Here is a 6,061-nt window from a genome sequence, read left to right as displayed (position 1 = left end):
CAGGCTTGCGCCCATTGTGCAATATTCCCCACTGCTGCCTCCCGTAGGAGTCTGGGCCGTGTCTCAGTCCCAGTGTGGCTGATCATCCTCTCAAACCAGCTAGGGATCGTCGCCATGGTAGGCCATTACCCCACCATCTAGCTAATCCCACTTGGGCACATCTGAAAGCGAAAGGTCCGAAGAGCCCCTCCTTTGGTCCGAAGACATTATGCGGTATTAGCAGTCGTTTCCAACTGTTGTCCCCCACTCTCAGGCAGTTTCCCAAGCATTACTCACCCGTCCGCCGCTCGTCATCTTCTAGCAAGCTAGAAATGTTACCGCTCGACTTGCATGTGTTAAGCCTGCCGCCAGCGTTCAATCTGAGCCATGATCAAACTCTTCAATCAAAAGTTCTTTCGCTCAAGTTAAAAACTGAAATAGTACTGTGTTTTACAGTGCAAGCATCCAGTTCACTTAAGCTTAATTTTTTCGCTTAATGCCCTGTGAGTGCTCACACAGATTGCTTGATAAATTGTTAAAGAGCGTTGCTTCTTGCCGAAGCGAGGTGCGCATTCTACGCCATCCTCTGTGACTGTCAACCGCTTTTTTAAAACATTTTAAAAACCAGTTTGAAAGTCGCTAACTCAGCCCTAGGCCTTGCCAGCCCTGACTTGCATCCTCATCGCTGCGAAGCGCTGTGTGCCGTGTCAGTGGAGGTGCATTATAGGCATCGAATCTTTCGGCGCAAGCGTTTTTTGAAGAAAAATTAAAATAATTGTGTTTATGGCTGTTTTTCAAACGAAACGCTCATAATTAGAACTTAAATACACGAAAACTGACTTATTCACCCATAGATAAGTGAAAAATTCACAAGTACTGGAGAGATCGTTATAGCTCAATTCTTAGCACATACAAGTTACTGGCTAGATAATTAGTCGTATAACTCCGCTTGTTCCTTATAAGACTATTTGTAATAAAGCGCGGATAACGTAAGCTGAATAGTTCAAGCCAATAGTAAGCGGAGTAGATTATGAGTGTTAAGTCTTTTTCAGGTTTCAGTCCTATCTTAGGCAAAGAAGTATGGATAGATCCTAGCGCGGTACTCTATGGCGAAATTAAGTTAGGCGATGATGTTAGCATTTGGCCACTAGTCGCCGCACGCGGTGACGTTAACCATATTCATATTGGAGCACGCAGTAATATTCAAGACGGTAGCGTATTACATGTGACCCGCAAAACTGAGAATCCACCCGAAGGCTATCCCTTAATTATTGGCGAAGATGTTACCGTAGGGCATAAGGCCATGTTGCACGGTTGCAGCATTGGTAATCGTGTACTGGTTGGCATGGGAGCCATCGTTTTAGACGGCGTGGTGGTGGAAGATGATGTAATGATTGGAGCAGGAAGCTTAGTGCCGCCTAATAAGCGTTTAGTCTCGGGCTATTTATACATAGGTAGTCCAGTTAAGCAGGCTCGCCCATTAAATGACAAAGAGAAGGCCTTTCTTAGTGAATCAGCCGATAACTATGTACGGCTGAAACAGCAATATTTAGAAGAACAGGCTTAAAGAATAAGTGCGCCGTTAGCTTCGAAGTCTTCTTCTTGCAGCTTTTGCTCTAGTAGCTCTTCAATATCAAATTGAACGCTATGGTAGGCCTCGAGTATTTTCTCATCACTGCTTAAGGGCAAACCCACTAAATGCTCGAGGGTAGCTTTTCTTACCGCACACTGAACCTTTGCTCCCATGACCTGCGCGCTAAACTCGATACATTGATTTAGCGCCTGCCAACGTTGGTCATCACCAATAATGATGGCTTGATTCATAATAGTCTTACTCCCGTTATTCGGTCTGCTTGTAATTTGTATTTGACCTTCTTAAAGTGTTGCTATTGAACAGCTAAACTGCAAGTAGATTATTAATGACCACCTGGCAATCGGCAACTTTCGAACAACTCTCTACCACCCAGCTCTACCAAATACTGGCGCTTCGCGAAGAAGTGTTTATTGTAGAGCAGCGCTGCCCTTACCAAGACGCCGACGGCCAAGATTTTAAAGCGCTGCATTTAATGGCTTATCAAGACCAGCAACTGCTTGCTTACGCCCGTATTTTTACTCCCGAACAAAACCAAGCAAAAATAGGAAGGGTGGTGACGAAAGGCAGCGGGCGCGGTCAGGGCTTGGGACAGCAACTGATGCAACGCGCCATTGCTCACTGTCAGCAGCACTGGCCGAAAGCCACCATTATGATCTCAGCGCAGCGCTACTTAGAAAAGTTTTATCAAGATCTTGGTTTTGAAATTTGCAGTGAGCCCTATCTAGAGGATGATATTCCCCATATAGCAATGCGGATTACGGCTATCGACTAAGGTTTCGGCGTAATTCGCGTAATACCTGACGCGAGCCCGGCCGGATACCGCGCCACACCGCAAAACTTTCCGCCGCTTGCCCCACTAACATACCTAGACCATCCACCGTTTTAGCCGCACCCAGCTCACCAGCCCAGCGGTTAAAAGCGGTGGTTTCGGCTGAATAAGTCATGTCATAACAACGGGTAGTTGGCTGAATTAACTCTGGCTTTAGCGGAGGTAACTGGCCTTTTAAACCGGTAGAAGTAGAGTTAATAATAATATCGAAGTCGCCACTCAAGGCTTCATAAGAGCTAGCCGACACAGGCCCCAAATCAGCAAAGCGTTCTGCTAAGGCTTGCGCTTTTGCAACGGTGCGATTAACTATCACTAATTGGTCTAAGTGTTGTTCTAACAAAGGACCAATCACGCCACGAGCAGCGCCACCAGCTCCGAGTAACAAGATCTTCAAACCGTTTAAGTCACCAAAATGGGCTAATAAGTCGGCCACTAAGCCAGCACCGTCGGTATTATCGCCCAGCAATATCCCATCATCGGTTAACTTTAAGGTATTCACAGCGCCCGCCAGCAATGCTCGCTCGGTATGTTGCTGAGCAGCTTGAAAGGCCTGCTCTTTAAAGGGCGCAGTAATATTGCAACCTTTGCCTCCGGCCTGCCAAAAATCAGCTAAAGCTTGAGCAAAGCCATCTTCGGCTGGCTCAATGGCACGATAGCTCAATTGTTGCTGGGTTTGGCGAGCAAACAAGGTATGAATAAAAGGAGATTTTGATTGGCTGATTGGGTTACCAAAAACTGCGTATAAATCCATTAGGCGCACTACTTAGATAAATAATAGTGCACCATAACAAGGCTTTAGTAAAAATAGAATAACTAAAGGCCCATGTTTAACGATTAATCCTCATCATCAACATCACTAGAATCGACGTCATCAAGGTCATCATCGTCACTAGAACCGGCGCTTTCTGTCACGCTGGCCTTAGGTGGATTACTCACCAAACCATGGAATGCTTTACGACCCGATAGTTTTTTATATTTTAACCATACTTTTTGTTCTGCCGTTTCAGCTTCGGCTTCACCGCGACATACTGAAACAAAGTAGGCTTCAACATCGTCGATAGGGTCCCTAAGCGACTCGTCTAATTCTTTAAAAGCGCAGCCACAGCGCTCTAATAATTCAGCTTCTTTGATAGTGAAGGCGCCACTACGCGAGAAACCACGGCGAAAATGTTTATCATCTGCAAATCGGCGTTTAGCCAAAAACGATCCATTCATAGTGTAAGACTCAACTAAAAAGAAATCATTGATACCAACGAGCTCATGCTCAACAGTTAAAATAATTAATTCAAAGTGAAGCTTCTTGCAAGAAAATAAATCGCTTTTTTAGCGTTTTGGCTAAGCCTTGCTCAACCAGTCTTGTGGCTTTAGATAACGCTGGTAGAGGCGATCTTCTGCACTACCTGGTTCTGGCTGCCAGTTATAACGCCATTTCACCAAGGGTGGTAGTGACATTAAGATTGATTCGGTACGTCCGCCAGACTGCAAACCAAATAGGGTACCTCGGTCATAAACCAAGTTAAATTCCACATAACGGCCACGTCGGTATAACTGAAAATCACGCTGTTGTTGGGTAAAAGGCATGCCTTTGCGACGTTCCACAATGGGTAAATAGGCTTGAAGAAAACCTTCACCTACCGCTTGAGTAAAAGCAAAGCTTTGCTCAAACCCTAATTCGTTTAAATCATCAAAGAACAAGCCTCCAATGCCGCGGGTCTCGTTGCGATGCTTAAGGAAAAAGTACTCGTCACACCACTTTTTATACTTAGGATACAGCGTATCACCAAAAGGTTGACACAAATCCGCCGCCGTTTGATGCCAGCTAATGCAATCTTCGTCGAAGCCATAATAAGGCGTTAGATCGAAGCCGCCACCAAACCACCAGATCGGCGCTTCGCCGTCTTTTTCGGCGATAAAAAAGCGCACATTGGCGTGCGAAGTCGGTATCAAAGGATTATGCGGATGAATCACCAAAGATACCCCCATGGCTTCAAAGCGCCGCCCCGCCAACTCTGGGCGTTGCGCCGTAGCGGAGGCGGGCATTTGCTCACCAAACACATGAGAAAAGTTCACGCCCGCTTGTTCGAACACCAGGCCTTCGCTGAGAACACGGGAGCGGCCCTCGCCACTAAGGCCTTGATGTTCAGCTGGGTCGCGTTGCCAATCGTCGTGTAAAAACGTGGCTTGACCGTCTTGCTGCTCCAGCTGTTGGCAAATACGCTGCTGTAAGTGAATAAAAAACTCTCGAACGGCCACTGAATTGACTTGTTGCATGCTACTACCTTTAATCGATTAAGCGCGGATCACTTGGCCAGTACTTATGTCTTTAATTTGGCTGGTTTGTTTGGCACCACCCAAGGGGCCATCAAATACTAGATCCACCCCAGCTAACTGCGCCGCCTGTTCGGCAGTTTGCGCCGGTGGCTCTCCGCTTAAGTTGGCTGAAGTAGATACCAAGGGTTTACCGCTTAACTGGCACAAGCTGGCCACAATCGGATGATCTGTCAAACGCACTGCCACGCTAGTAAATTGGCCACAAATCCACGCCGGAGTAGCGGCTGAAATCGGCACCAACCAGGTGGTGGGGCGTGCCTGCGAGGTCACCAATAGTTGACGTTGCTGTTCAGACAAGGCGGCGTAATCAATATAAGGTAACAACTGCGAAAGCTCTGCAGCCAATAAAATCAAGCCCTTCTCTACAGGACGCTGCTTAATTTGCAAAATCCTATTTACCGCTTGTTGAGAGTCGGGGTCGCAGCCCAAACCATAGACAGATTCGGTGGGATAGGCCACCACGGCCCCCTGGCTAATCGCCGCAGCCGTGCGCGTTACATCACTACAAATAACCGCTTGAGAAGAAGCTTTACTCATTATTTTTGCACTTTTACCAAACTATGAATTAATACAAATTGTAAGGCGGCACATACTACGACAGAAGGACCTGCCGGGGTATCTTGGTACCAAGACAAACACAAGCCCAACAGTACCGATATAGCGCCAAACACCACTGCATAAGCCGCCATTTGCTCTGGCGAACGACTCAAGCGCCGCGCAGTAGCGGCGGGGATCAACAGCAAGGAACTAATAATCAAGGCACCGACAATCTTCATGGCAATGGCTATCACTACTGCCAGCAATAGCAACAACAAGGCCCGCATTAAATCCACATTAATGCCTTCTACCTCGGCAATCTGTTCGTTCACTGTGGCCGACAGCAACTTATTCCATTGGCTGAATAATACCGCTAACACCACAGCACCGCCGCCCCAAATCCACAATAAGTCTTGCTGGGTCACCGCTAATAAATCACCAAACAAATAGGCCATGAGATCGATGCGCACACTGTCCATCAATGCTACAACCACCAAGCCTAAAGAGAGGGCTGAATGGGCCATAATGCCCAACAAGGTATCACTGGCTAACTGTTTATAGCGCTGTAAAGATAGCAATAACAGCGCCAACATAGCGCCACTAAGCACCATCGCCAATATCGGATTAATGGCTAACCACAAGCCTAGTGCAACCCCAAGTAAAGACGCGTGCGCCAGAGTGTCACCAAAGTAAGCTAAGCGTCGCCATACCATGAAAGAGCCTAAAGGTCCGGCCAAAAGGGCGATACCTAAACCTGCCAATAAGGCATTAATTAAAAAATCATCCATGTC

Annotated in this window: 8 protein-coding genes and 1 rRNA gene (1 of these 9 only partly in view); 2 read left to right on the top strand and 7 right to left on the bottom strand. The window is 46.9% G+C overall.

Translation table 11 applies throughout. The annotated features are described in order from the left end of the window. Window positions 1-386: ribosomal RNA gene (locus AR383_RS13910) — 16S ribosomal RNA — on the bottom strand; it reaches 1,155 nt to the left of the window's first position. A gap of 623 nt (window positions 387-1,009) precedes the next feature. Here AR383_RS13910 and AR383_RS13905 point away from each other — a divergent pair. Further along, window positions 1,010-1,546, top strand: coding sequence for a gamma carbonic anhydrase family protein (locus tag AR383_RS13905; RefSeq protein ID WP_198150153.1), 537 nt, complete (start codon window positions 1,010-1,012; stop codon window positions 1,544-1,546). Here AR383_RS13905 and AR383_RS13900 read toward each other — a convergent pair. After that, the gene (locus AR383_RS13900; RefSeq protein WP_055733677.1) at window positions 1,543-1,803 is read right to left on the bottom strand and encodes a DUF1488 family protein; all 261 of its coding nucleotides are present in this window, start codon (window positions 1,801-1,803) and stop codon (window positions 1,543-1,545) included. The two genes, AR383_RS13905 and AR383_RS13900, sit on opposite strands and share 4 nt — an antisense overlap. Before the next feature lie 95 nt (window positions 1,804-1,898). On the opposite strand from AR383_RS13900, the gene AR383_RS13895 reads away from it, so the two are divergent. Beyond that, window positions 1,899-2,345, top strand: a complete 447-nt coding sequence (locus tag AR383_RS13895) for a GNAT family N-acetyltransferase (protein WP_055733676.1) — start codon at window positions 1,899-1,901, stop codon at window positions 2,343-2,345. Here the strand turns inward: AR383_RS13895 and aroE are convergent. The 5 genes from aroE to znuB all read right to left on the bottom strand — a co-directional run bounded on the left by aroE (window position 2,335) and on the right by znuB (window position 6,058). After that, window positions 2,335-3,153 carry a shikimate dehydrogenase gene (gene aroE, locus AR383_RS13890; RefSeq protein ID WP_055733675.1) on the bottom strand — a complete coding sequence of 273 codons (819 nt, stop codon included), beginning with the start codon at window positions 3,151-3,153 and terminating at the stop codon, window positions 2,335-2,337. The genes AR383_RS13895 and aroE overlap by 11 nt on opposite strands. A gap of 83 nt (window positions 3,154-3,236) precedes the next feature. Next, entirely contained in the window at window positions 3,237-3,602 is a 366-nt protein-coding gene (locus AR383_RS13885) for a MaoP family protein (protein ID WP_229711150.1), read from the bottom strand. A 135-nt stretch (window positions 3,603-3,737) separates the two neighbouring features. Next, window positions 3,738-4,673, bottom strand: coding sequence for an oxygen-dependent coproporphyrinogen oxidase (gene hemF / locus AR383_RS13880; protein ID WP_055733673.1), 936 nt, complete (start codon window positions 4,671-4,673; stop codon window positions 3,738-3,740). Window positions 4,674-4,691: 18 nt separating this feature from the next. Continuing rightward, window positions 4,692-5,270 carry an L-threonylcarbamoyladenylate synthase type 1 TsaC gene (gene tsaC / locus AR383_RS13875; RefSeq protein ID WP_055733672.1) on the bottom strand — a complete coding sequence of 193 codons (579 nt, stop codon included), beginning with the start codon at window positions 5,268-5,270 and terminating at the stop codon, window positions 4,692-4,694. Further along, a complete protein-coding gene (gene znuB / locus AR383_RS13870; protein WP_055733671.1) occupies window positions 5,270-6,058 on the bottom strand; it encodes a zinc ABC transporter permease subunit ZnuB in 789 nt (262 codons plus the stop codon). The genes tsaC and znuB overlap by 1 nt, the downstream gene beginning before the upstream one ends. Between the last annotated feature and the right edge of the window lie 3 nt (window positions 6,059-6,061).

This window comes from Agarivorans gilvus (genome assembly GCF_001420915.1).
GTDB lineage: Bacteria > Pseudomonadota > Gammaproteobacteria > Enterobacterales > Celerinatantimonadaceae > Agarivorans > Agarivorans gilvus.
Note: the sequence above shows the minus strand (reverse complement) of the source record. Positions and strands in the feature narration are given on the sequence as shown.

Bases quoted from the DNA above. Each gene is read 5' to 3' on its own strand.
- tsaC (WP_055733672.1), bottom strand. From the start codon at position 5,270: ATGAGTAAAGCTTCTTCTCAAGCGGTTATTTGTAGTGATGTAACGCGC.
- aroE (WP_055733675.1), bottom strand. From the start codon at position 3,153: ATGGATTTATACGCAGTTTTTGGTAACCCAATCAGCCAATCAAAATCT.
- AR383_RS13895 (WP_055733676.1), top strand. From the start codon at position 1,899: ATGACCACCTGGCAATCGGCAACTTTCGAACAACTCTCTACCACCCAG.
- AR383_RS13905 (WP_198150153.1), top strand. From the start codon at position 1,010: ATGAGTGTTAAGTCTTTTTCAGGTTTCAGTCCTATCTTAGGCAAAGAA.
- AR383_RS13900 (WP_055733677.1), bottom strand. From the start codon at position 1,803: ATGAATCAAGCCATCATTATTGGTGATGACCAACGTTGGCAGGCGCTA.
- znuB (WP_055733671.1), bottom strand. From the start codon at position 6,058: ATGGATGATTTTTTAATTAATGCCTTATTGGCAGGTTTAGGTATCGCC.
- hemF (WP_055733673.1), bottom strand. From the start codon at position 4,673: ATGCAACAAGTCAATTCAGTGGCCGTTCGAGAGTTTTTTATTCACTTA.